Source organism: Bacillus sp. T2.9-1, assembly GCF_950097965.1.
GTDB classification, from domain to species: domain Bacteria; phylum Bacillota; class Bacilli; order Bacillales; family Cytobacillaceae; genus Niallia; species Niallia hominis.
This window is the reverse complement of record NZ_CATNHG010000076.1, coordinates 19,310-43,237: the sequence shown is the minus strand read 5'-3', so window position 1 is coordinate 43,237 and position 23,928 is coordinate 19,310. Positions and strand designations below refer to the sequence as shown.

The 23,928-nt window shown below is 35.6% G+C and carries 22 protein-coding genes; 2 read left to right on the top strand and 20 right to left on the bottom strand.

Going from position 1 to position 23,928, the window contains the following annotated elements; translation table 11 throughout:
* Window positions 1-308: 308 nt before the first annotated feature.
* The 4 genes from gndA to QQZ16_RS07160 form a co-directional block, all read right to left on the bottom strand.
* Entirely contained in the window at window positions 309-1,721 is a 1,413-nt protein-coding gene (gene gndA / locus QQZ16_RS07175) for an NADP-dependent phosphogluconate dehydrogenase (protein WP_048717795.1), read from the bottom strand.
* Between the two features lie 143 nt (window positions 1,722-1,864).
* Window positions 1,865-3,130 (bottom strand): DNA polymerase IV, encoded by a 1,266-nt coding sequence (locus tag QQZ16_RS07170; protein ID WP_284561216.1) that lies wholly within the window; start codon window positions 3,128-3,130, stop codon window positions 1,865-1,867.
* Between the two features lie 63 nt (window positions 3,131-3,193).
* The gene (locus QQZ16_RS07165; protein WP_048717790.1) at window positions 3,194-3,661 is read right to left on the bottom strand and encodes a chemotaxis protein CheW; all 468 of its coding nucleotides are present in this window, start codon (window positions 3,659-3,661) and stop codon (window positions 3,194-3,196) included.
* Between the two features lie 159 nt (window positions 3,662-3,820).
* The gene (locus tag QQZ16_RS07160; RefSeq protein WP_048717788.1) at window positions 3,821-4,942 is read right to left on the bottom strand and encodes a tripeptidase T; all 1,122 of its coding nucleotides are present in this window, start codon (window positions 4,940-4,942) and stop codon (window positions 3,821-3,823) included.
* Between the two features lie 943 nt (window positions 4,943-5,885).
* On the opposite strand from QQZ16_RS07160, the gene prli42 reads away from it, so the two are divergent.
* Window positions 5,886-5,987, top strand: a complete 102-nt coding sequence (prli42, locus tag QQZ16_RS07155) for a stressosome-associated protein Prli42 (protein WP_152910842.1) — start codon at window positions 5,886-5,888, stop codon at window positions 5,985-5,987.
* A gap of 236 nt (window positions 5,988-6,223) precedes the next feature.
* Here prli42 and QQZ16_RS07150 read toward each other — a convergent pair whose 3' ends face one another.
* The 14 genes from QQZ16_RS07150 to spo0A all read right to left on the bottom strand — a co-directional run bounded on the left by QQZ16_RS07150 (window position 6,224) and on the right by spo0A (window position 20,269).
* On the bottom strand, window positions 6,224-6,733 hold the full coding sequence (locus tag QQZ16_RS07150) for a L,D-transpeptidase (protein WP_031535202.1): 510 nt from the start codon (window positions 6,731-6,733) through the stop codon (window positions 6,224-6,226).
* A 150-nt stretch (window positions 6,734-6,883) separates the two neighbouring features.
* Window positions 6,884-7,606 (bottom strand): amino acid ABC transporter ATP-binding protein, encoded by a 723-nt coding sequence (locus QQZ16_RS07145; protein ID WP_031535204.1) that lies wholly within the window; start codon window positions 7,604-7,606, stop codon window positions 6,884-6,886.
* On the bottom strand, window positions 7,599-8,258 hold the full coding sequence (locus QQZ16_RS07140) for an amino acid ABC transporter permease (protein WP_235252237.1): 660 nt from the start codon (window positions 8,256-8,258) through the stop codon (window positions 7,599-7,601). Before QQZ16_RS07140 ends, QQZ16_RS07145 begins: the two co-directional genes overlap by 8 nt.
* A 113-nt stretch (window positions 8,259-8,371) precedes the next feature.
* Window positions 8,372-9,157: a transporter substrate-binding domain-containing protein gene (locus QQZ16_RS07135; RefSeq protein WP_031535207.1), complete on the bottom strand. Its 786-nt coding sequence runs from the start codon at window positions 9,155-9,157 to the stop codon at window positions 8,372-8,374.
* A gap of 365 nt (window positions 9,158-9,522) precedes the next feature.
* On the bottom strand, window positions 9,523-9,963 hold the full coding sequence (locus QQZ16_RS07130; RefSeq protein WP_031535210.1) for a BrxA/BrxB family bacilliredoxin: 441 nt from the start codon (window positions 9,961-9,963) through the stop codon (window positions 9,523-9,525).
* A gap of 123 nt (window positions 9,964-10,086) precedes the next feature.
* Window positions 10,087-11,337, bottom strand: coding sequence for a dihydrolipoamide acetyltransferase family protein (locus QQZ16_RS07125; RefSeq protein ID WP_235252238.1), 1,251 nt, complete (start codon window positions 11,335-11,337; stop codon window positions 10,087-10,089).
* A gap of 25 nt (window positions 11,338-11,362) precedes the next feature.
* Window positions 11,363-12,346, bottom strand: a complete 984-nt coding sequence (locus QQZ16_RS07120) for an alpha-ketoacid dehydrogenase subunit beta (protein ID WP_235252239.1) — start codon at window positions 12,344-12,346, stop codon at window positions 11,363-11,365.
* 13 nt (window positions 12,347-12,359) lie between these two features.
* Complete coding sequence (locus tag QQZ16_RS07115) at window positions 12,360-13,352, bottom strand: thiamine pyrophosphate-dependent dehydrogenase E1 component subunit alpha (protein ID WP_235252244.1); 993 nt, start codon at window positions 13,350-13,352, stop codon at window positions 12,360-12,362.
* Between the two features lie 78 nt (window positions 13,353-13,430).
* Entirely contained in the window at window positions 13,431-14,855 is a 1,425-nt protein-coding gene (gene lpdA, locus QQZ16_RS07110) for a dihydrolipoyl dehydrogenase (RefSeq protein ID WP_235252240.1), read from the bottom strand.
* A gap of 4 nt (window positions 14,856-14,859) precedes the next feature.
* A complete protein-coding gene (gene buk / locus QQZ16_RS07105; protein ID WP_235252241.1) occupies window positions 14,860-15,951 on the bottom strand; it encodes a butyrate kinase in 1,092 nt (363 codons plus the stop codon).
* Window positions 15,952-15,973: 22 nt separating this feature from the next.
* The gene (locus QQZ16_RS07100) at window positions 15,974-17,584 is read right to left on the bottom strand and encodes a sigma 54-interacting transcriptional regulator (protein WP_235252242.1); all 1,611 of its coding nucleotides are present in this window, start codon (window positions 17,582-17,584) and stop codon (window positions 15,974-15,976) included.
* Window positions 17,585-17,858: 274 nt separating this feature from the next.
* Window positions 17,859-18,581, bottom strand: a complete 723-nt coding sequence (locus QQZ16_RS07095) for a glycerophosphodiester phosphodiesterase (RefSeq protein WP_235252243.1) — start codon at window positions 18,579-18,581, stop codon at window positions 17,859-17,861.
* A 100-nt stretch (window positions 18,582-18,681) separates the two neighbouring features.
* Window positions 18,682-18,882: a cold-shock protein gene (locus QQZ16_RS07090; RefSeq protein ID WP_016203255.1), complete on the bottom strand. Its 201-nt coding sequence runs from the start codon at window positions 18,880-18,882 to the stop codon at window positions 18,682-18,684.
* A gap of 601 nt (window positions 18,883-19,483) precedes the next feature.
* Window positions 19,484-20,269: a sporulation transcription factor Spo0A gene (gene spo0A / locus QQZ16_RS07085; protein WP_031535228.1), complete on the bottom strand. Its 786-nt coding sequence runs from the start codon at window positions 20,267-20,269 to the stop codon at window positions 19,484-19,486.
* A 474-nt stretch (window positions 20,270-20,743) separates the two neighbouring features.
* Here spo0A and QQZ16_RS07080 point away from each other — a divergent pair, with 474 nt between their 5' ends.
* Window positions 20,744-21,661 (top strand): 1,4-dihydroxy-2-naphthoate polyprenyltransferase, encoded by a 918-nt coding sequence (locus tag QQZ16_RS07080; RefSeq protein WP_031535230.1) that lies wholly within the window; start codon window positions 20,744-20,746, stop codon window positions 21,659-21,661.
* Window positions 21,662-21,738: 77 nt separating this feature from the next.
* Here QQZ16_RS07080 and spoIVB read toward each other — a convergent pair whose 3' ends face one another.
* On the bottom strand, window positions 21,739-23,031 hold the full coding sequence (gene spoIVB, locus QQZ16_RS07075; RefSeq protein ID WP_031535232.1) for a SpoIVB peptidase: 1,293 nt from the start codon (window positions 23,029-23,031) through the stop codon (window positions 21,739-21,741).
* 304 nt (window positions 23,032-23,335) lie between these two features.
* Window positions 23,336-23,821 carry an IS200/IS605 family transposase gene (tnpA, locus tag QQZ16_RS07070; protein WP_235252072.1) on the bottom strand — a complete coding sequence of 162 codons (486 nt, stop codon included), beginning with the start codon at window positions 23,819-23,821 and terminating at the stop codon, window positions 23,336-23,338.
* Window positions 23,822-23,928 lie beyond the last annotated feature (107 nt).

Below are 23,928 nucleotides of genomic sequence, written 5' to 3'. Positions count from 1 at the left end.
ATATGCTGCTGAAAAAATATAGCAGCATATTTTTTATAGTATTTTTTAATTTAAGTAGGTAGAAGAAATGATTGGGTGCGGAAAATTTCTATTTGATGATACGCTTGATGAACACACTTTTCTCTTTCCAGCTCGTCTTTTGGTTTTCATTCCCTTGATAAATGCCACTATACCCTCAACTTCCGCTATACCCCTTTTATCATTCCCCTAATTTATGCACCTTCACCGTTGATATATCATTCAGTTTATTTAATCCCAACAAAAAAAACACACCACAATTAAAAGTGTGATGTGTTTTAACATATTTCTTATTTTTCCATCCAGTTTGTATGGAAAATTCCTTCTTTATCAAGACGCTCATATGTGTGTGCACCGAAGTAGTCACGTTGCGCTTGTAATAAGTTTGCTGGTAAAGTTGCTGTACGGTAGCTATCAAAGTATGATAATGCTGCTGCAAAGCTTGGTACAGGAATACCGTTTAAGACAGCACCAGAAATTACTTCACGTAATGCTGCTTGATAGTTTTCAGTGATTTCACTGAAGTATGGATCCAATAATAGGTTTTTCAATTCTGGATCACGGTCATATGCATCTTTAATTTTTTGTAAGAATTGAGCACGAATAATACAACCACCACGGAAAATCATAGCGATTTCTCCATAGTTTAAGTTCCAATCGTATTCGTCAGATGCTTCTCTCATTTGTGCAAAACCTTGTGCATATGAAACAATCTTACTTAAGTAAAGTGCTTTACGAACAGATTCGATATATGCTGCTTTATCGCCTGTAAATGGTTTGATTTCTGGACCTGTAAGTACTTTACTTGCTTTTACACGTTCGTCTTTCATTGCTGAAATAAAACGAGCAAATACAGATTCTGTAATCATTGGAAGTGGAACACCTAAATCTAGGGCACTTTGGCTTGTCCATTTACCAGTTCCTTTTTGACCAGCAGTATCTAAAATTAGATCTACTAAAGGCTTACCTGTTTCTTCATCTATTTTAGTGAAGATGTCTGCAGTAATTTCGATTAGGTAGCTATCAAGCTCTCCTTTATTCCATTCTGCAAATACTTCATGAAGTTCTTGCGCTTCTAATCCTAGAACATGCTTCATGATAAAGTATGCTTCACAGATTAATTGCATATCTCCATACTCTATACCGTTGTGGACCATTTTAACATAATGGCCAGCACCATCTGGACCGATATAAGTAGTACAAGGCTCATCATTAACTTTTGCAGAGATATCACGGAAAATAGGAGCAACCAATTCATATGCTTCTTTTTGACCACCAGGCATGATAGAAGGACCTTTTAAAGCGCCTTCTTCTCCACCAGAAACGCCTGTACCAATAAAGTGAATACCAAGTTCACTTAATTCTTTGTTACGTCTTTGTGTATCTTTAAAGAATGTGTTACCACCATCGATAACAATATCCCCTTTATCTAATAAAGGTTTTAATTGCTCGATTGTAGCGTCTGTAGCTGGACCTGCTTTTACCATTAGCATAATTTTACGTGGAACTTCTAAAGATTGTACAAATTCTTCTAACGTATATGTTCCAACAATATTCTTGCCTTCTGATTCTTTAAGCATTTCTTCTGTTTTTTCTTTTGAACGGTTGAAAACGGAAACAGTATATCCTCTGCTTTCGATGTTCATCGCAAGGTTTTTGCCCATGACCGCTAAACCGATTACACCAAATTGCTGTTTTGTCATTTTTTCCTAACGTCCCTTCTAAACTATGTATCCTTTATAGTAGAATTCACTTAACTTTAGCAAGATTTTTTAAGTTATGCAACTAAAATGCAACTACTTTTCCGGTTTATTTCAAAAAAATTTTTTTATTAAAAATAACCGAACTAAAATTTCTTTCCTTGTAGAAAATCTTTATTGAAGCTAGTCAGTGTACCGATATTTTCTTCCTTTTTTGAAATATTATTTTTTTCAGATGCTGGTTCGATTATGGATGAGCCATATTTTTCTTTTAGCTTATCAATAGCAGTCCAGAGAGGTTCTTTTTCTGCGTCCTTTTCAAAAGAAAAGAGATCCAGTTGTTTTACTACAATATTATTGTCTATTAAATCTCCTGCTGTTATTCCGAGTAAGCGGACTGGATTTCCATCCCATGCTGAAATAAAAATCTCTTTGCTTAATTGATGTATCTCTTCTTCTGTTTTAATTGGATTTGCTAATTTTTTGCTTTTGGAATAATTTTTACGGTTTCCGTAACGAATCGTGACAGTAACATGATTAGCATGCACATGTTTTCTTTTCATACGCGTAGCAACTTTATTTGCTAGTGTTTCCAAAACTTGAAATAATTCTTGTTGATTCTTTACATCACGAGGCAAAGTAGTAGAATTCCCAATGCTTTTAAATTCATTAGCTGCTTCCGGATCGACTGCCCGGTTATCTTCTCCATTGGCTCTTTCCTTTAAGCGAATACCATTAATGCCTATTGTTGCTTTTAGTGGAATGGATTGAGCCATCGCCAAATCTTGAATGGTTTGGATACCAATTGCCCTTAGTTTTTCCCCTGTTTTTTTTCCTATACCATGCATTTCTTCTACTTCCATTGGCCAAAGGATTTGTGGAATGTCCCGCTTTCTTAAAATGGTGATACCCATCGGTTTTTTTAGATCAGATGCCGTTTTGGCGAGAAATTTATTTGGAGCAATCCCAATACTGCATGGTAAATCTAAGCGTTCATAAATTCGTTTCTGGATTGTTTTTGCAATGTAAATCGGGGTTCCTAACTCATGACAATTCGTAATATCAACATAGCCTTCGTCGATGGAAACTGGCTCAACGATATCCGAGAATTCATGGAGAATTTGAAACATGGCAAGGGATGCCGTTCGATAACGATCAAAATTTGGAGGTAAAACGATTAAATCCGGGCATTTCTTTTTTGCTTCCCATAAAGGCATGGTTGTTTTTACTCCAAATTTTCTTGCTTCATAGCTACAAGTGACGATTATACCTCTGCGCTCTTTTTCATTCCCCGCAATTGCCAGTGGTTTCCCCTTTAACTGTGGATTATAGGCCATTTCTACAGATGCATAAAAACTGTTCATATCTACATGTAGTATAACTCGTACCTTTTTTGGATAAAATTCTTTCATCTTACCTTCACCATTCTTTTGATCATTATAGATTATTTAATACATTTATCCTTCTGGAAGAAATTAAGCAGGCTGATTTTTCATATAGTCTTTAATTTCTCTTACCCCATCTAATGTTTCAATCAAAATAGTAGGGTCCAACATTAAAACCAAACGTTTTTCTAAATTAAGAACTCCTGTTATATATTCTGTTTTCTGATATGCAGAGATTCCGACCTCTTTAATAACCTCTTCTTTAATATCAATGATTTCCTTCGCGTCATGGACAATCATGGCAAAAGAAATATCCTCTGTTCTCACCACAATTAATTTATTTGTTTCATTTTCTTCTGTCCTTTGATTATATAATACCATCTGTAAATCAATAACAGGAATGAGCTCGTCTCTTACTTTTCTTATCCCTTTCACAAAGGAAGGCAATTGAGGAACAGGTGTAATTTGTTCTTCTTTCTCAATCGATATCACATAAGAAACATCTATTGAATATTCGCCGCTAGCAACTTTAAAAATAACAACCTTCTTCTCTTCCATCTATATTCCCCCAAAATTAGTATGTACAGTAGTATTTTCCTATAAAAATATTTTCCTCTGTTTTCTAAATAAATGCAAGTAAAATAGAAACATTTGTTTCGATATATATACAAAAAAAGAGTGAATCCTAAATTAGGACACACCCTTACATAACCTTGATTATTTACCTGTTACTTCTTCAATAATAGCTAGTACCATCTCAGCCAATTTATTTAATTCTTCAATTGGCATCTTTTCATTTGTTGTATGAATATCTTCATATCCTACCGCAAGATTAACTGTAGGAATGCCAAAACCGCAGATTACGTTGGCATCACTACCTCCGCCGCTTTGTTGTAATTCACAGCTTCTGCCAATTTTTGCAGCGGCTTTTTTAGCCACTTCCACGACATGGTCACCTTCACCGAATTTAAAACCTGGATACATTATATCCACTTCTACAATAGCTTCTCCACCCATTTCTTTAGCAGCTGACTCAAATGCATCCTTCATTTTAGCAACTTGTGCAAGCATTTTATCTTCTACTAATGAGCGTGCTTCTGCAAGAATATCTACATGGTCGCAAACGATATTTGTTTGTTTTCCTCCAGCGAAACTGCCGATATTGGCTGTTGTTTCTTTGTCTATACGACCTAAAGGCATTTTTGCTACCGCTTTAGAAGCAATCGTAATAGCAGAAACTCCCTTTTCAGGTGCCACGCCTGCATGAGCTGTTTTCCCTAGAATCGTTGCTTTGACTTTTGCTTGTGTTGGTGCAGCTACAACGATATTTCCTACTTTACCATCACTATCTAATGCGTAGCCGTATTTTGCTTGAATTAATTTTGGATCAAGTGCTTTTGCTCCTAATAATCCAGATTCTTCTCCTACTGTGATGATAAATTGAATGGTTCCATGAGGAATATTATTTTCTTTAATTACAGTAAGTATTTCAAGCATAACAGATAAACCAGTTTTATCATCTGCCCCAAGTATTGTCGTGCCATCTGTTACTATGTATCCATCTTTAATGGACGGTTTTACTCCAACTCCAGGAACTACTGTATCCATATGAGAGGTGAAGTAAATCGGATCAACATTTTCCTTTGTTGCCGGCAGTGTACAGATTAAATTACCTGCACCGTGACCTGTAATCGCAGTAGTATCATCCTCGAATACTTCTAAACCTAGCTCTTCAAATTTCTTTTTTAATACAATACTAATTTCTTTTTCAAACTTTGTTTCCGAATCAATTTGTACTAGTTCTAAAAATTGATTTAATAAACGCTCTTGATTAATCATTTTTTGTTCCTCCAAAAATTAGTGACATTATTAGTATACGCTTATAAAAATAGAACATCAAATGAAAATCACAGGGATAATTATTTTGATTTTCATGTAGATATGAAAATTTCGGACGGAATATCTACCTTTATTTTTAAGAATAGATCTGTATTTTTAAAGAGGCTGGGACAAATCTAAATAACTAATCTTTAAAGACGAACAATCTCTAATTTAGCTCTTAAATAAAGCTACTTTTTCATATTAGTTATTTATGGTTTTAAATATATTCAAGTGTAAAAACTAAGTCGTTCCATTGCGCTACAGACGGTCGATGCGCCGGGGAGGAAACTGAGCCTCCCTCTAGAAATGTTGGAATATCAACCTTTAAAGCCGTTTTATGGCTCCTCGCTGCGAGGGCACTGAAAAACTGATAGCTATTGATGATTGGCCGTAACTGCCTTTTAAACTTAGATGTGTAAATTGTTTTCCGAGGTGCCCACATGACTCATTGGGGCGAGCGCCGAGCCGCTTCACAGCTCACGCTCCTGCAGGGTCTCGGACTTTCTCGCTGTTCCCATAGGAGTCAAGCGGTCACCTCTCCAAACCAACTTAATATTCGCTTTCAAATAAATAAATTCTTATTTAATTTGGAGATACTATACTTTTTCAGTGCCCTCCTCGCTGCGCTGCGGGGTCTCAGCCTTTCCTCTATTTCCCGCAGGAGTCGACCGTCATCCGCTCCATTTCACTTCATTTTTAAACCTTTTTCTAAAATATAAATACGAACGATCGTGTAAACTTACCGCATAATCATTCGTATTTATTGTTAGCTGAAATGTTTATGTCCCAGCCTCTTACCTTAAAAAAATTCCCTAATCAAAATTCCATATGTTTATAGTTGTACCATTCTTCTATTCTTAGTAAAATAGACAGTAAGAATGGTTAGACTATGGAGGATTCTATGAAGAAACGAAAAAATAGATTACAAAAGATTGTTGTATATTTAATGATCTTTATTATGCTAGCATCTACACTGTTAATCGGAATTGGAATGTTATTTTAACCGAAGACTATCTTACTAATGGAAGAACTAAGCAGTCTGAATACACGTAAACTCCTATGGGAGCTGCGAGAAAGGGAATACCCCTAAAGCCGAGAAGGCTAAAGCGCAGCCCCATGGTAAGCGAAATGTATTCAGACTGCGGGTAATACAACAAACTTTTTTTGAAAGCTTCTTGCCAAAAACAAAAACAGTTCGTGTTTATTACTACCTGAAACGATGTTGTCCCAGCTCCTTTTTTATTCATGAATAGCCCCATACTCTTTTGCTAATTCCTCAAAGCTTTTATCTGACCTTGTTATTAGAACTTTGGTTCCTAATGGTATTAAATCATAAATCGATTCTACTGCCTCATTTTGCATACGGACACAGCCATTGGACACATAATTTCCAATAGTGCCTGGATTATTAGTTCCATGAATACCATATATTCTTCCATCTGTATTCTTCGCATCAAAACCAATCCACCGTGTTCCCAAAGGATTATCTTCATGTCCGCCAGCGATATTTTTTTTGCGATAATACGGTTCTACTGCTTTAACTGTAATGGTAAATAAGCCATCTGGTGTTAAGTCTTCTGTTTTTCCTGTCGATACACTAATAATAGTTTGAACTCTATTTTCATCTATTATGGATAATTGATTGGTTTTTTTGTTTATAATAACAAAAGAATCTCCTGGTAAAGGGTTTTGCCCTAATGGCCATATAGGTGAGACAGTTAGGAAAATAGAAAGAATAAGTTTCAGCATACAATCACACTCGCTTTTTTTCTTAGTGTATGTGGATGCTTATTCTTTATACGATAAGGAATCGTAATCCTAATAGGATTCATTCAGCTTCACTGAGTACGAAAAAGATTCCTTCATCCTAGAGACGAAGAAATCTAATTGTATTCAATATTATAGCATTTTTTCCAAAAATTCTTTTGCGCGTTCTGTTTTTGGATTGGTGAAAAACTCTGCTGGCGGTGCATCCTCTACTACAACTCCACCATCAAGGAATAATACTCTGTTTGCCGCTTCTCTCGCAAAGCCCATTTCATGTGTCACAATTAGCATGGTAATGCCTGTATTTGCAAGTGATTTCATTACCTCAAGCACTTCTTTTACCATTTCAGGATCCAAAGCTGACGTTGGTTCATCAAATAAGATTACTTCTGGATTCATTGCAAGAGCACGTGCAATAGCGACCCTTTGCTTTTGTCCCCCAGATAAACGGCTAGGATAAACAGCTGCTTTATCAGCAAGGCCAACTTTAGCAAGAAGTTCTTTACCCATTTTTTCCGCTTCTCCCTTACTTAATCCCTTCACTTTAATCGGTGCATATGTTACGTTTTGCAAAACCGTTTTATGTGGGAAAAGATGAAAATGTTGAAATACCATCCCCACATTTTCTCTCATTTTTTTTATGTTTGTGTTTTTTGTCGTAATATCCGTCCCATCAATGATTACTTTTCCTTCTGTAGGCACTTCAAGCAAGTTTATACAGCGAAGAAAAGTAGATTTCCCTGAACCAGAAGGACCGATTATGGTCACTACTTCTCCTTTTTTGACCTGTGTATTAATCCCTTTTAAAACTTGAAGGGAGCCATAGGATTTATGCAAATTTTCAACATTAATCACTTCTTCTCATTCTCCTTTCAACGGCTTTTGCCAATGTAGTCAGTATCATTACTAATACATAGTAGATAAGACCTGCTAGAATCATTGGCTCCAAATATGCATATTTTTCTCCACCCATAATATAGGCCCTACGCATAATATCTGTTACACCAATTACCGTTACAACTGCTGACTCTTTTGTTAAAGAAACAGCTTCATTGATTAATGCCGGAAAAATATTTTTTAAAGCCTGTGGCAAGATTAAGTCAAACATTGCTTGTCTAGGTGCGACACCTAATGCCATGGCTGCCTCTTTCTGTCCACGATCAACTGCTAAAATTCCAGCTCGAATAATCTCAGAAATATAAGCAGCTGAATTTAAGCCAAAGGAAAGAATCGCAGCAACCGAGGGTTCTATTTGTATCCCAGTTAATTGCGGAACACCAAAATAGATAATCATTAATTGCAAAACAAGTGGCGTCCCTCTGAATACAGATGTATAAATAGCAGCTATCCAGCTTAATACTGGAATCTTACTTAGTTTAAATATCGAAAGTATAATCCCTAAAACAAATCCAATAATTCCAGCTACAATAACAATTTGCAATGTTACTGTTACTCCCTTCAGTAAATAAGGAAGCGATGGAATAAATTGTTGGAAATCCAAGCCCATTAATATCTCAATCCTTTCATAAAAAACAGGGTGTCTTCTATCTATTTAGCTTAAAAACAAGAAAACGTTTAGGGCAAACTTGCCCTAAACTGTCCCCGACTTTCACTTCTCAATTAGTTATCAAACCATTTAACAATTAACTCATCAATTTCTCCGCTATCTTGCATTTTCTTTAATTCATCATTGAACTTACTTGTTAATTCACTGCCCTTTGGAAATGCAATCGCAGAACCTGCATCCTGATTAGCTTCTTTTGCAGGGAAGGATGTTAATGTATCCTCTTTATTTAAATAGCCAGTAGCAACAACATCTTCGATAATTGCAGCATCAAATCTTCCAGCTTTAATCTCTTGAATTAGTTGCGGGATTCGGTCACGATTTTCGACAGTAATCTTTACTGTTTCAGCAATTTCATTTGCTGCATCCTCTTGAATGGAACCTAATTGTACCCCAACTTTTTTTCCTTCAAGGTCTTGCACTGTTTTAATATTGCTATCTTTTGTCGTTATAACTAAATCTTTTGATGTGTAATATACATCACTAAAATCAACGTTTTCAGCTCTTTCTGGTGTTGGAGACATACCCGATAGTACTAAATCTACTTTTCCAGATTGCAAAGCAGAAATTAATCCGCTAAAGTCCATATCTTTAACTTGGATTTCATACCCAAGTTTTTCGCCTAATGCATTAGCTAAATCAATATCAAAACCGATAATGTCATCACTTTTTGCTGTATCAATATATTCAAATGGCGCATAGTCAGCTGAAGTTCCCATGACAAGTACCTTTTTATCAGAAGATCCACTATCACTATTTGAACTGTTTTCATCAGTAGAGGTTCCACAAGCGCTTAAAACAACTACGATTGATAACAGCATTAATGTTAATAATTTTTTCATTATTTATTATCCCCCTATACTTTCTAATGCTTCTATTCTCTATTAATATTGCTTATTTGTTGCAAATTATAAGATAATCTTTCATTTATATTCATGCAACAATATGAATTTTAACACATACTTATAAATATTCAATACAATTTATACAAATTCAATAAATGAAATACTATTCTGAAAAAATTTAATTTTTAAATAAATATAGTTATATTTTTTGAAAATTCTTTTTTCTCACAAAACGAAACCATGGACATAATCGCTCTTTATGTTGATTAGCTACTTAATATGTAGTTTTTTCTCTTACATGCCCGAATTTTTGCATCAAAAAAAGCTCAGATACCTGAGCTTTTTGAGCAAATATACAATTCTTATTTAACTTCTTCACAGTATTCTTCAAATGCAGTTTGTAGTTTTTCTACTACTTGCATAGGATCATGACCTTCGATTTCATGGCGCTCCACCATCTTCACAAGTTCGCCGTCTTTCATTAATGCAAAAGAAGGAGAGGATGGAGGAAAACCAGTAAAATAGGAACGAGCTTGTTCTGTTGCTTCTTTATCCTGTCCTGCAAATACAGTTACTAATTGATCTGGTCTTTTTTTATAATGTAACGAGTAGCTTGCAGCTGGTCTAGCAATTCCACCAGCACATCCACATACAGAGTTCACCATCACAAGAGTCGTACCTTTTTGGGATAATGCTTCATCTACTGCTTCTTTTGTCGTTAATTCTTGATACCCAGCTTCTACTATTTCTTGTCGTGCTTGACGGACAACATCATTCATGAATAAGTTAAAGTCAATATTCATCGTTTCGCTCCCTTTTATGAAATATTTTTCTTTCTACATTATTATAAAAAAAGTACTTATTTTCAATATATATGTTTGTATTAGCTGTATTCACCATTTTACGGAACTGATTTTTCCCATTTCTTAATAGATGGGTGTTGTTTCCTCTGATGTTGTTTCTAGTATTTCTTTAATTCTTTGTAAAAACCTTCCACAAACAAGTCCATCTAATACTCGATGGTCTAATGACATGCATAAATTCACCATATCTGAGATAGCGATCATATTCTCTTTAATTACAGGTCTTTTCACAATGGATTCCACTTGAAGGATTGCGGCTTGTGGATGATTGATAATTCCCATTGACTGAATAGATCCAAATGACCCCGTGTTATTGACAGTAAATGTGCCATCTTGCATTTCATCAATAGTAAGCTTACCCGTTCTCGCTTTGTTGGCAAGTTCTGTAATCTCTCTTGCAATTCCTTTAATTGATTTTTCGTCAGCGTTTTTTATAACAGGAACAAATAACGCACCTTCTGTTGCTACAGCTATGGAGATATTAATATCTTTTTTCTGAATGATTTTGTCTCCAGCCCAAGTAGAATTAATTTCTGGGAATTCTTTTAATGCACGGGCAACTGCTTTCACAAAAAAGGCAAAGAATGTTAAGTTATAGCCTTCTTCTTTCTTAAAGGAATCTTTTACTTTATTTCTATATTGGACAAGCTTTGTTACATCGACTTCTATCATTGTCCAAGCATGAGGAATTTCATGCTTACTTTTTACCATATTACTTGCAATTGCTTTCCTAACTCCAGTAATCGGCAACTCCTTGTCTCCCGCTTTTGTTTGAATACTACTATGTACAACCGTTTCTTTAGGGGGAGTTACTGCAACATTTACAGGTGCTTTTTCTTCTTCTTTTACCTGTGGAACGCCGTCGCTTATCGCTTTTTGAACATCTTTTCTTGTAATTCTTCCACCTGTGCCTGTTCCCTTTAATAGCGCTAAATCAATTCCAGCTTCCTGAGATAAACGTAATACAGCTGGTGAATATCTAGTTTTTTGACTCGTGTCAGCTTGAATAGATATATCCGCTTCTTTTTTTACTGTCTTCTCTTCCTGAGACTGTTCTTCCTGTGATTTATCCCCTTCTACTTCAATGGTACATATTACTTCGCCTACATCAAGGGTTTGCCCTTCTTCAGCAATTAATTCTTTAATCTTTCCAGAAAAAGAAGAAGGAATTTCTGCATTTACTTTATCTGTCATAACTTCAGCAAGAGGATCATATTTGTTAACGACATCCCCCACAGCTATAAGCCAATTGCTTATCGTACCTTCTGTAACACTTTCTCCTAGTTTAGGCATGGTAATTTTCTCGATTGGCATCTGTTTTCACTCCTTCTTATGCGACTTAAAATTCTGCTAGCTTTCTCATTTCTGTTTCTACTTTTTCTGGCGTAATTAAAAAGAATTTTTCCATCGTTGGGGCATATGGCATCGCTGGAACATCTTCTCCCGCTAATCGCATAATTGGTGCATCTAAATCAAACAAACAGTTTTCGGCAATAATAGCTGCAACTTCACTAATCACACTGCCCTCTTTGTTGTCTTCTGTTATTAAAAGGACTTTTCCTGTTTTCGAGGCAGCTTCCATAATTGCTTCCTTATCTAGTGGATAAACGGTTCGTAAATCTAAAACATGGGCAGAAATCCCGTCCTCTGCCAATTTTTCAGCAGCCTGTAGGGCAAAATGAACACATAAGCCATACGTGATTACAGTTATATCTTCCCCTTCTCGTTTTATATCTGCCTTACCAATAGGCAGCACATAATCTTCATCGGGAACAAACCCTTTTATTAGTCTGTAAGCACGTTTGTGTTCAAAGAATAAAACAGGATCTGGATCTTGTATGGCCGCCTTTAATAAACCTTTAACATCATATGGAGTAGATGGCATGACGATTTTCAAACCAGGAGTATTAGCAAACATCGCTTCTACCGATTGAGAATGATAAAGTGCTCCATGAATGCCACCTCCATAAGGAGCACGAATGACAATAGGACAAGTCCAGTCATTATTGGAACGATATCTAACTTTTGCTGCTTCTGAGACAATTTGGTTGACAGCAGGCATAATAAAATCAGCGAATTGCATTTCTGCGATAGGCTTTAAGCCGTACATTGCTGCTCCAATCCCTACCCCTGCGATAGCTGATTCAGCTAAAGGAGCATCAATTACTCTTTCTGCGCCAAATTGTTCGTAAAGACCTGTTGTAGCTTTAAAAACTCCCCCTTTTACCCCTACATCTTCGCCAAGGATAAATACTTTGTCATCTTTCTCCATTTCTTCTCGAATGGCTTGAGTTACTGCATCTATATAGGATATTACTGGCATCTACATTTCCCCCTTATTCACCATACACAAATTTAAGTGTATCTTCTGGTTGTGCATATGGCGCCTTTTCAGCATAATCCGTTGCTTCATTTATTTCTTCCGCGATCTTTTTATTTAAGCTTTGATCTAATTCTTCTGTTAATATTCCAGTCGACATTAAATAAGCTCTAAATGTAAATAGTGGATCTTTTCCTTTTGCTTCTGTTACTTCTTCTTTTGCACGATAGCTACTATCATCATCATCAGAAGAATGTGGGGTTAAACGGTACGAGACAGTTTCAATAAGAGTTGGCCCTTCTCCTCTTCTTGCGCGATCCACCGCCTCTTTTGTGACACGATATACTTCAATAGGATCATTTCCATCCACTGTGTATCCTGGCATTCCATAGCCAATTGCTCGATCGGAAACATTTGCACACCCCAATTGCTTTTCGATTGGGACAGAAATAGCATATTTATTATTTTCGCATAGAAAAATAACAGGTAGTTTATGCACACCAGCAAAGTTTGCTCCTTCATGGAAGTCTCCTTGATTCGAAGATCCTTCCCCAAAGCTGACAAAGGTAACAATATCTTTCTTCTCTATTTTACCCGCTAATGCAATGCCAACTGCATGTGGTACTTGCGTAGTGACCGGGGAAGAACCTGTGACAATACGATTTTTCTTTTGACCGAAGTGTCCTGGCATTTGTCTTCCTCCTGAGTTTGGATCTTCTGCTTTTGCAAAGCCTGATAGCATAATATCCTTCGTTGTCATCCCAAAAGTTAGCACAACCCCTAAATCACGATAATATGGCAGCATATAATCTTTATCACGGTCAAAAGCAAAAGCTGCTCCTACTTGTGCCGCTTCTTGGCCTTGACAAGAAATAACAAATGGAATTTTTCCTGCTCGATTTAATAACCACATTCTTTCATCAATTCTTCTAGCTAAAAGCATCTGCTCATACATAGCCAATACTTGGTCGTCTGTTAAACCAGCTTCTAAATGGCGATTATGGACCATAGTCATATTATTACCTCCTAATGGAATCAATTTTTGCCTTTATTATTTTCTTTCCCTTTACTTGTTTAGCTTTTTTATTTAGCCATGAATTGCTTTGCCTTCTACTGCAAGCGCTGCCTCTCCAATTGCTTCTGACAGTGTCGGATGTGGATGAATCGTATTTCCAATTTCCCAAGCTGTTGCATCGAGCACTTTTGCAAGAGCTCCTTCTGCGATCAAGTCAGTAGCATGTGTACCGATAATGTGAACTCCTAATAAATCTTCTGAATTTTTATCTGAGATTATTTTTACAAATCCATCTTGCTCCCCGTAGATAAGTGCTTTTCCAATTGCTTTAAAGGAGAATTTGCCTTTTTTAATCGAATATCCAAGCGCAATTGCCTCTTCTTCTGTATAACCTACACTAGCTATTTCTGGACTAGTATAGATGCATTTAGAAACTGTTTTATAGTCTAGAGGATGTGGCTTTTGCCCGGCAATATGTTCAACGGCAATTATTCCTTCATGTGAGGCTACATGTGCCAGTTGCAATCCTCCAATACAATCGCCAATTGCGTAAATATGCGATTCCTTTGTTTGATAGTATTTATTTGTTTCAATTACGTTATTAGAAACTGCAATTTCTGTATTTTCCAGACCAATTCCTTCTACATTTCCAATACGTCCAACAGATACAAGCAGTTTTTCTCCTTCAAACGTCTGTATATCGCCATTTTTTTCTGCTTGGATAGTTACATTAGATGGATTCTTCTGGACGGTGTCTGCTAAAACCTTGGCACCTGTAACTATCTTGATCCCTTTTTTCTTTAGGATTCTCTGTAATTCTTTACTTATTTCCTTATCTTCTGTTGGCACCAATCGATCACTATATTCTAAAATAGTTACTTTCACATCAAAATCTGAAAGCATAGAAGCCCATTCAACTCCTATTACTCCTCCGCCCACAATAATAATGGATTTAGGAAGATCTTCCATTTGTAATGCTTCCTCCGAACTAATGACAGTCGAACCATCAATCTCTAATCCCGGTAAGGTTTTCGGTCTAGATCCTGTTGCAATGATTACATTTTTCGGAAGCAACATTTCATTTTCTTCTCCATTATTCATTTCAACTGAGATCGTTCCCGGCATCGGTGAAAAAATAGATGGTCCCATTATTCTGCCGTTTCCTTCATAAACATCAATTTTCCCTTTTTTCATTAAATATTGCACACCACTATGCAACTGGCTTATGATGGTTGATTTTCTTTCTTGCACTCGATTAAAGTCCAATCGGATATCTGATGTAATAATCCCAAATTCATCACTTTTTTTCGTTGTCGCATAAACTTCCGCACTTCTTAATAGTGCTTTACTTGGAATGCAACCATTATGTAAACATGTTCCACCTAATTTACCTTTTTCTACCACTGCTGTTTTTAAACCTAATTGGGAGGCACGAATTGCTGCTACATAGCCGCCTGTTCCACCACCTAGAATGACAAGATCATACTCTTTTGCCATTTTTTCACACCCCTTTACTTTCATACTCTTTTACTAATTCTTCCTTGCGTAATACTCGGAGTACTCCCTGTGCCAATGACTGTCGCTCATTTTCGCCTGGATATACCATTATATCTGCAATCCAATTAACACGTTCCATAATTAATTTTACAAATAAATTACTGTATGCAAGCTCACCTGTTAAGATAATGGCGTCTACTTCCCCTAATAGCACTGTACTTACACTGCCGATTTCCTTAGCGACTTGGTATGCTAGCGCTTCAATAATGTGATAACTTGGATTATCACCCTTTTTTAGTTCTTCTTCTATATCTAGTGATCCTCTACTTGGTTTATCGATATAAGCCATTATCCCTGAATGGTATAGTAATTCTTGCTTCATTTCTTCGTAGCTGAATTTTCCTGAATAACATAAATCAACTAAATCACCATGTGGTAGTGTTCCAGAACGTTCGATACTAAAAGGCCCTTCCCCATTCAATCCATTATTAACATCGATTACTCTTCCGTTCGAATGTGCTCCAATTGTAATCCCATCGCCAAGATGTGCAATGATTAATTGAACATCCTCATACTTTTTGCCAAGCTCCATCGCCGCACGTCTTCCTGTTGCTTTATGATTAAGGGCATGGAATATACTTTTTCTTGTAATTTTCGGGTAACCAGAAATCTTAGCGATATCGGCCATTTCATCCACAACAACTGGATCTACTATATAGGAGGGAATCTCGAAATGCTCGCCAATTTCATAAGCGATAAGTGCTCCCAGATTAGAAGGATGTTCTCCTCTTGTTTGTTCAAGCAATTCTTTACGCATAGCAGCATTTACCAAATAGGTTCCGCCATCGATGGGCTTAAGTAAACCGCCTCTTCCACAAACAGCAGCTAATTTCGAAAGATTGATTCCTTTAATTACTAGATAAGACAAAATTTCATCTGCTCTAAATTTATATTGAGAAGCAACAGAAGGAAATTCCGCTAACTTATCAGAATCATGAGATAAATCGTCTATTATTAGCGGAACCTCGTTTTCATAGAGGGCAATTTCTGTTACTAATGACCTCGGGTTTATTACCAATATGCGAAATTTACTCATTTTAAAAACCTCTTATTAAAAATTAATTTAAATGATACTTATCCAACTTATAATACAAATTGCGGACAGATAACCCTAATGTTTTTGCCGTCAACGTTTTATTCCCGTCTAATTTCTTCAAGGTTTTTTCTATAATAACCGTCTCGTATTTTTCGACTAGCTCAGATAGTGTTTGATTATCTTCATCGATTTCCTCATGGCTATCTATTTTTGATTCTGCACTCGTTTGCGAAAGAATAAGATGCTCCGCTTTAAGCACAGTATCTTCTTCTTTTGCTCTTATTACAGCTAGTTGTAAGATTGCCTTTAATTCGTGGACATTAGTAGAGTAAGAATAAGCTTCTAATGCTTTTTGGGCATCTAATTCAATCTCTTTTATCCACCTTCCGCTTTCTTTATTTAGTTCTAAAAGAAAATGCTTTGCTAATGGATAAATATCCTCCTTACGCTCGCTTAAAGGAGGTAAGTATATATGCGATTTCATTAGCTCGTCATAGAGTTCTTCTAAAAACATTCCTGCCATTAATGCTTTTTCTAGTTTGATAGGAGATGAAACAATAAGGCGAAGGGACGATTGTTTCTCTTCCTTCCCATCCTTTTTCATCATTTCTAGAAGCGAAGTTTGCTCCTCCATCGACAAACAAGTAACATTTTCTAAGTAAACCGTCCCTTTAGCGTTCCCGTTATTTTTACTTAAAAGTTCTATTAATTGTTCTCTGTTTCTCTTTGGATGTATACATTTAAACAAATGAAACTTATTTTCACTCCAATTGTGAATAGTATTAGCAAGCATAAACTTTCCAGTGCCTTCTTCCCCTCTAATAAATAGCACACGTTTGCTTGCTCCTATTAGCTTGGCCTGCTCAAGTGCAAATTTCATAGAAGATGATTGATAAATAAAGTCCTCAAATTGGTAACTTTGCTCTAGCCTGCGTATAATCGTTTTAGTTTGTTGAAGTTCCCTTTTTAACTGAACTATTTCCGTATAACTGTTGATGCTTTGCAGACAGCCTTTTAAGATTCCATCTACGATAATTGGTGTACTTTTTATGATAAGACTGTAAGAGTCCGTATTTATCGAAATTTCCGCATCCCGTCTTGTTCGGAAGACTTCTTCTCTATTCTTGATAATTAAGTTGTGTGCTTTTTTCTGATTAAGTACTGAAAGTAACTCTTCATATGACGAATTTTGCATGATGATATGACCAAGATCATCGACTACTGCAAATGCTTCTGCATTTTTTTGCAAAATCAATGTAAGCAATACTCGGATGCTGTTATCATCAAACCATTCTCTTTTTTGATTGGCTTCTTGTAATACCGCCAATGCACCTATAACTTGATTTCCCTCGTTTTTTAGCGGATAACGAGAAATTAAAAGATTATCCTTATCAGATATAGCAAATATTTTCTGTTCTTCTTTTCTTTTAGTATGTAATACTCTCATCATCCCACTAGTAGGAATAATCGATAAAATATGTTGATCTATTTGAAGATGATAGTGTCCCTTTATCATTCTTTCTGCACTTTTGTTGAAATAACAGATGACTCCGCGATTATCCACTAGAATAATCCCTTCCTTCATTTCATCAAATAGGGCATAAGAGGTTGTCTGTATAGTTCGATCAATCATTAGTACACTTCCTATCTGTTCATCCGTGCAATTTATTTCATATCTATACTATACCTATCTCTCTGTTATTATGCAATTTTTTTCCCATTTTCTTTTATTTCTGAAAAAAAGATTTTTTGAATATACTATTGGTTGCAAATTTGTGGAGAAATGAGTTGGTGAAGGAGATAACCTAATAGTCGTTATTTAGGGATTATTTAGGCTATTATCTAAAAAAAAAGGCTCTCCTCCCTCTCTCTAACAAATTGAAGATAGGTTGGAAAACCATCATTCTTTAAGGCAACGTTAATAATTCACGTGCAAGAATCGGCTCATCTGTTATTATTGCTGAGATTCCTTCATTTATTAGTGCTCTCATCGCTTTAGGACTATTCACTGTATATGCTCTAACTTTGATATTTTTTTCTATTGAGGATTGTATTATCTCTTGGTTAATGCGTTTGTAATTAGGATGAAACCCTTTGGCACCTATAGCATTTGCATATATCCAAGGCTGATATATTCCATCTGACAACAAAGGGGCTGTTTCAATTTCAGGTGCAATTCGATAACTATGTACGAGGCTATAATGATTAAACGAGGAAAAGATAATCCGTTTTTCAAAACCATATTTGCGAATAAGCTCAATTGTTTTTTCTTCCATCCCTTTATATGGAATCTTATTATTTTTCATTTCAATATTACAAGTTATCGTATTGTCTTGCATCCAATCGAATAACTCAATTAATGTGGGAATAGCTTCTTTCCCAATATTCTTGAATCGATGTCCTGCATTTAATGATCGTAAACCTTTATAACTTAATTCTTGCACATATCCTAATCCATTTGTTGTTCGATCAACTTTTTCGTCATGAATAATAACAACTTCCCCATCTTTTGTCATTTGAATATCAATTTCGATTCCATCAGCCTTTGCTTTTTCAGCTTCTTCAAAAGCTTTCATGGTATTCTCTGGATATTGGGAAGAATAGCCTCGGTGTGCAAATATTTTCGTCATGAAATCACTTCCTTATATAGAACTCTTTCGCTACTGCTTTATAAATGATGAAAAAAACAGGCTCTAACATAAGTCAGAGCCTGTATCGGTTTTTGTTAAATTAGTTTTTTACTACGTTAGCAGCTTGAGGTCCGCGTTGACCTTCTTCTATGTCAAAAGAAACTTCTTGACCTTCATCTAATGTTTTGAAACCTTCTGTTTGAATAGCGCTGAAATGTACGAATACATCTTGTCCTTCAGCTGTTTCGATGAAACCAAATCCTTTTTCTGCGTTAAACCATTTTACTTTACCTGTAGCCATTTCTTGTTTCCTCCTATGTGCTTTATGCACAAATGTATTACTATCCTTGCTCGTAGTAAAAAATAAAGAAATATGTAAATCTCAACTATTTTCTAGAGAACAAAAATAAGTCTTCTTTATAGTAACAGGTTAATCAACAGAAAGCAAATCTTCCGATGATAATTTTTCAATTTTTTAAAACAAATTCCTTTTTATGGTTTTTAATTCCTAACAATTTTATCAATTTCACCTTTATAATTTATTCAGTTAGCAATTAGATGAGCAGACAGTTAATATTAATGAGAGGTTTTGTGTGCAGTCTTTTTGAGATTGTCAATATCTCCTGTTCCACTTTTAAATAGGACTAAGATTAGCTTTTGACTCTGCTTATAAGATGCTACAGTCTTGCTTTGACAGGAAAAAATAAATCATCTGCATGAAATTGTAGTTCTGTTAACTTCACTCTGTACATCTTCATCTCCAACAAAAACAAAACCCAACAAATCAAAATGATTTATTGGGTGAGAAGGTAAAAATTTATTGGCTTAAATCCGCAAAAAAAGTTGTTTTTCAAAGAATTGGTTGGATTAGCAATAACCAAAAACCCTTTATTCTAACCCTCTCAAGAAGCCTTATGTTCCAGCCTTAACTTATCTGCCACAATCGCGATAAATTCTGAGTTCGTTGGTTTTGCTTTAGACATGCTGACAGTGTAGCCGAATAAGGATGAGATGGAATCGATATTGCCTCTGCTCCAAGCGACTTCAATCGCATGACGAATTGCACGCTCCACACGGCTTGCAGTTGTATTAAATTTTTTAGCGATATCTGGATAGAGTACTTTTGTAATCGATCCTAATAGTTCTATGTCATTATAGACCATCGAAATGGCTTCCCTTAAATAAAGATAGCCTTTAATATGGGCTGGGACACCAATCTCGTGAATAATACTTGTAATGCTAGCATCTAAATTCTTTGTTTTTGGTTCCTGTTGCGTTTTAAAGGAAGAAGAAGATTTTCGCACAAACCCAGTTGTTTTACCGCTAACTTGGCGAATATGACCTGCCAAATAATCCATATCAAACGGTTTTAAAATAAAGTAAGATGCTCCTAATTCAACAGCCTTTTTCGTGACATCCTCTTGTCCAAAAGCTGTTAGCATAATGACATTAGGCATTTTTTTATTCATTTGGCGCATTCTTTCTAATACAGCTAAGCCATCGAGATGAGGCATAATGATATCGAGAACCATCACATCTGGTTCTAGTTGTTCGATCAATTCCAGACACTCTTGACCATTATGCGCAACACCGATTACTTCCATGTCATCTTGAGTATCTATATACTCTTCCAATAAACCTACTAGTTCACGATTATCATCAACAATACAAACTTTTATTTTTTTCAACAGTTGTTTCCTCCCTTAGGTCCAAATGTCTCTAATTTTATCTATATTTTTTATTCTAAAGGACATTTTCGACAAAGCAACCCATAATCCTTTGATTTTATAAAAAAAACTTAAAAAATAGGGAAAAACTCATTATTTCTCTCATTTTCTCATGTTTTCGACCGAATTCGATACATTTCATCATTTTGTCGAAAAATCTTTATATCAATATTATACCCCACTTCTTTGCATAGAAAAAGAATACATCTAAATTAACTTCTTTTTACCTAAACACTTCTTTTTCTGGAAGAAAAAATTATGACTTTTTTATGAATATATTCTTGTTGAGTTGTTACTTTAACGGTATTATTAAAGTTGGACAAAAAGCATTAATTTTTTTGGGCCAACTTATCTGTTATTTTCAGATAAAAGCTTAGCACAATGGTAAAAGTACTTGTGCTTTTTAATTTGCTCAATGATAGAAAGGATTTTTATATGGAGAATGCAACGAATGAAGTAAAACCTACTTTTAAAATACTATGGAAGCTAACAAGACCGCATACGTTAACTGCTTCCTTTGTACCTGTTTCCATTGGTACGGTTTTATCTTTCCCACACGCCTCAACAAAATGGGGTTTATTTTTTGCCATGATGTTCGCTTGTTTGATTATTCAAATAGCAACCAATTTATTCAATGAGTACTATGATTATGTAAGAGGCATTGATACTGCTGAGTCAGTAGGAATTGGTGGAGCCATTGTACATCATGGAATGAAACCAAAATTAGTTTTAAATATGGCAATTAGCCTATATGTTATTGCATTACTTTTGGGTATTTATATTTGTTCCCAAACTAGTTGGTGGATTGCTTTAGTCGGCTTACTTGGCATGGCAATTGGTTATTTGTACACTGGAGGGCCACTCCCAATTGCTTATACCCCATTTGGCGAGGTCTTTTCTGGTATTTGTATGGGATGTATCTTTATCCTTATTTCATTTTATATCCAGGCTGGTGAAATCAATCAAGAAAGTATAATGATTTCTGTACCAATCGCAATTCTCATTGGTGCAATTAATTTATCAAATAATATTAGAGATATCGAAGAGGATACTTTAGGTGGAAGAAAAACAATTGCTATCCTAATCGGTTTTAATAAGGCAGTCAATCTGCTTGCGGCATTATTTATTCTATCCTATTTATGGGTTGTTATCTTTGTTGCTTTCGGCATTTTTAGTCCTTGGCTATTAATAGTATTACTAAGCTTTAAGAAGCCGCTTGAAGCAATTAAAGGCTTTAGAGGTGATAAAAGCCAAACACCGATTGCTATGAAAAACACAGGATTGACGAATACAATGTTTGGATTGTTTATTACTGTTGGTTATTTATTTGATTTCATTATGCAAAATATGTAAATTCAAAAAGTATCATGGAAAGGATGAATAAAACTCCTTTTCATGATACTTTTTGTCTTTGTTGTTGCCCGTTTTTTCTATGACGCTTTTTGACCTTTTTCGTATATATCAATTCCTGCTTCATTTAACATCCATTCAATGTGAACTCCATAGCCACTAGTTGGATCATTTACAAAGACGTGGGTAACTGCTCCAATTACTTTTCCATCTTGGATAATTGGACTACCACTCATACCTTGGACAATCCCACCTGTTTTACTTAATAATTCTTTATCTGTTACTTTAATAACTAATCCTTTTGTAGCAGGATATTTTTGTGGTACAGAGCTTACTACTTCGATATCAAAAAGCTTCACCTGATCATTATCTACGACCGTTAGTATTTGTGCTGGTCCTTCTTTTACTTGGTCTGATAATGTAATCGGCATTGGCTCGTCCATGATTCCATTTTTAATGTTTTTATTTAGTTCCCCAAATATTCCAAAAGGACTATTTGTTTTAATGTCCCCGATAACTTCTTTATCTTCTGAAAATCTTGCTAATTTTTCACCTGGATTGCCATTACTGCCTTTTTCAATACTTGTTACAGTAGAACGCAGTACTTCTCCATCATCCACAACTATTGGTTTTTTTGTATCCATATCTGATATCACATGACCTAAAGCCCCATATTTCATGGAATCAGGGTGATAAAAAGTCATTGTTCCTATCCCTGCTGCTGAATCTCTTATATAAAGCCCTAATTTAAATGTGTTGTCCCCTTTTTCTTTAAGCGGCATTAACTTGGTTTTAAATTCTTTCTTCTCTCTTTTAACTGTTAAATCTAATGGTTTATTTTCTTCGCCTGCTTTTTGAACAAATGGTGCAACATCTGCCATTTTTTCGATTTTCTGTCCATTTATTTCAACAATCATATCGCCAACTTTGATCCCAGCTTTTTCGCCAGGCGATTGTTTTGCTTCTTCTGTATTAACTTGGTGATGCCCAACCACCAGTACGCCAACTGTATTTAATTTTACCCCGATGGATTGACCACCAGGAATGACTTTAAAGTCTTTTAGAACATTCACATCCACTTTTTTTATCGGAAAACCCGCTAGCTCAAGCATCATCTCTTCTTTCCCACTTACTTTTCCTTGCAAAGAAAGTTTGCCTTTTTCCTGGCTTAATGCAACAACCGAATCTTCGTCTGCTACATTTGCTGTCACAGGAATCGCCTCACTATTGTTGATTTCCATCGATTGCCCCTCAAACAATGTAATGCTTTTGGGAATATGAAGATATTCTTGAAATGATTGATTACATACTAAAGATATTAATGAAACAAGGAGAATCCCACCAATTATTTTTCTAAGGATATCACTTTTCAATTCTCTTCACTCTCCTCGCTTCTTTTCACCACGACTTCTCCCGGCTACATTTATAACTTTGCCTGTATGAGCCTCATTTATAACTGTTAAAAATTTTAAATACCTACCCATATTGGATAGCTTTGTCAATTTTTTCAACATTAACTGTATTTCACAATTTCTTAAAAAGAATAAGGACCACCCGTGAGAACGGGTGGTTTTCTCTGCGGCTGAAAGCCTTTGTTACTGACCAAACCCTAAAGGGCTACTGAAAGGTTCGCCATTTGTACTACTTCTACTGGCCAGACCTCAAAGGCCTTCTCTCCTAATTATTTCGTTTCTTTTTCTTCACTTCTTCCCCTGTAAATGGATCAATATATTCCATTATCGTTAATTGTTCTGCGACTATATCATCTTGTATTTGATTACGTATATATTCTTCTATTACCTTTTTGTTTCTTCCTACCGTATCTACATAATATCCTGTACACCAAAATTTTCGATTTCCATATTTATATTTCAGTTGTGCATGTCGATCAAATATCATCAAGCTACTTTTTCCTTTTAGATATCCTACAAATGCTGATACACTTAATTTTGGCGGAATACTCACTAACATATGTACGTGATCCTTACACGCTGTTGCTTCTATTATCTCCACGCCTTTCCTCTCACACAAGGTACGTAAGATTTGTCCAATATCTTTCTTTATTTTCCCGTAAATTATTTGTCTTCTATATTTTGGTGCAAATACTATGTGATACTTACAATTCCAAGTTGTGTGTGCTAAACTATTATTGTCTTTTGACATAAGGACTTCCTCCTGGCTATTTATTTTCGGTTGGCGAACCAAAAATATTTTAGCACCTTGAGGAAGTTTTTTTAATACCACGCTGTAAGCTTTTTGGAACCCTAGGC

Bases quoted from the DNA above. Each gene is read 5' to 3' on its own strand.
- QQZ16_RS07095 (WP_235252243.1), bottom strand. From the start codon at position 18,581: ATGACGAAAATATTTGCACACCGAGGCTATTCTTCCCAATATCCAGAG.
- QQZ16_RS07165 (WP_048717790.1), bottom strand. From the start codon at position 3,661: ATGGAAGAGAAGAAGGTTGTTATTTTTAAAGTTGCTAGCGGCGAATAT.
- QQZ16_RS07115 (WP_235252244.1), bottom strand. From the start codon at position 13,352: ATGGTCCATAATCGCCATTTAGAAGCTGGTTTAACAGACGACCAAGTA.
- QQZ16_RS07150 (WP_031535202.1), bottom strand. From the start codon at position 6,733: ATGCTGAAACTTATTCTTTCTATTTTCCTAACTGTCTCACCTATATGG.
- QQZ16_RS07130 (WP_031535210.1), bottom strand. From the start codon at position 9,963: ATGAATATTGACTTTAACTTATTCATGAATGATGTTGTCCGTCAAGCA.
- tnpA (WP_235252072.1), bottom strand. From the start codon at position 23,821: ATGTCAAAAGACAATAATAGTTTAGCACACACAACTTGGAATTGTAAG.
- QQZ16_RS07125 (WP_235252238.1), bottom strand. From the start codon at position 11,337: ATGCCAATCGAGAAAATTACCATGCCTAAACTAGGAGAAAGTGTTACA.
- QQZ16_RS07120 (WP_235252239.1), bottom strand. From the start codon at position 12,346: ATGCCAGTAATATCCTATATAGATGCAGTAACTCAAGCCATTCGAGAA.
- QQZ16_RS07090 (WP_016203255.1), bottom strand. From the start codon at position 18,882: ATGGCTACAGGTAAAGTAAAATGGTTTAACGCAGAAAAAGGATTTGGT.
- QQZ16_RS07080 (WP_031535230.1), top strand. From the start codon at position 20,744: ATGGAGAATGCAACGAATGAAGTAAAACCTACTTTTAAAATACTATGG.
- QQZ16_RS07100 (WP_235252242.1), bottom strand. From the start codon at position 17,584: ATGATTGATCGAACTATACAGACAACCTCTTATGCCCTATTTGATGAA.
- QQZ16_RS07170 (WP_284561216.1), bottom strand. From the start codon at position 3,130: ATGAAAGAATTTTATCCAAAAAAGGTACGAGTTATACTACATGTAGAT.
- prli42 (WP_152910842.1), top strand. From the start codon at position 5,886: ATGAAGAAACGAAAAAATAGATTACAAAAGATTGTTGTATATTTAATG.
- buk (WP_235252241.1), bottom strand. From the start codon at position 15,951: ATGAGTAAATTTCGCATATTGGTAATAAACCCGAGGTCATTAGTAACA.
- gndA (WP_048717795.1), bottom strand. From the start codon at position 1,721: ATGACAAAACAGCAATTTGGTGTAATCGGTTTAGCGGTCATGGGCAAA.
- QQZ16_RS07140 (WP_235252237.1), bottom strand. From the start codon at position 8,258: ATGGGCTTGGATTTCCAACAATTTATTCCATCGCTTCCTTATTTACTG.
- lpdA (WP_235252240.1), bottom strand. From the start codon at position 14,855: ATGGCAAAAGAGTATGATCTTGTCATTCTAGGTGGTGGAACAGGCGGC.
- QQZ16_RS07135 (WP_031535207.1), bottom strand. From the start codon at position 9,157: ATGAAAAAATTATTAACATTAATGCTGTTATCAATCGTAGTTGTTTTA.
- QQZ16_RS07160 (WP_048717788.1), bottom strand. From the start codon at position 4,942: ATGATTAATCAAGAGCGTTTATTAAATCAATTTTTAGAACTAGTACAA.